The sequence below is a fragment of the Paraburkholderia sp. SIMBA_053 genome (assembly GCF_046534895.1).
Classification (GTDB): Bacteria; Pseudomonadota; Gammaproteobacteria; order Burkholderiales; family Burkholderiaceae; genus Paraburkholderia; species Paraburkholderia caledonica.
This window is the reverse complement of record NZ_JAWRXU010001447.1, coordinates 1-245: the sequence shown is the minus strand read 5'-3', so window position 1 is coordinate 245 and position 245 is coordinate 1. Positions and strand designations below refer to the sequence as shown.

The 245-nt window shown below is 64.5% G+C and carries 1 protein-coding gene; it reads right to left on the bottom strand.

Annotation, left to right across the window (positions count from 1 at the left end):
* On the bottom strand, window positions 1-245 hold a 245-nt coding region (locus SB753_RS40415; protein WP_410805594.1), incomplete at both ends, for a diguanylate cyclase domain-containing protein.

Genomic DNA, 245 nt, shown 5'->3' with positions numbered 1-245 from the left:
ACCTTCGACGCTGACAAGCGCGCCCGTTTGCGCATCGAGACACGGCTGAAAAGCCAGCCGCAGTTCGTGCCGTTCGATAGCTGTGCGCATGCAGGCTTCGAGCGCGAGCCGCTGGCGCGCGCGCTCGGCCATATCCGGCGAGAAGAACTTCACGAGGTTGCGCCCCGCTGCCTTCGCCTGATACATCGCGGCATCGGCGTTCTGCATCAGCGTTTCGATGTCCGTGCCGTCGTCGGGATAGAGCG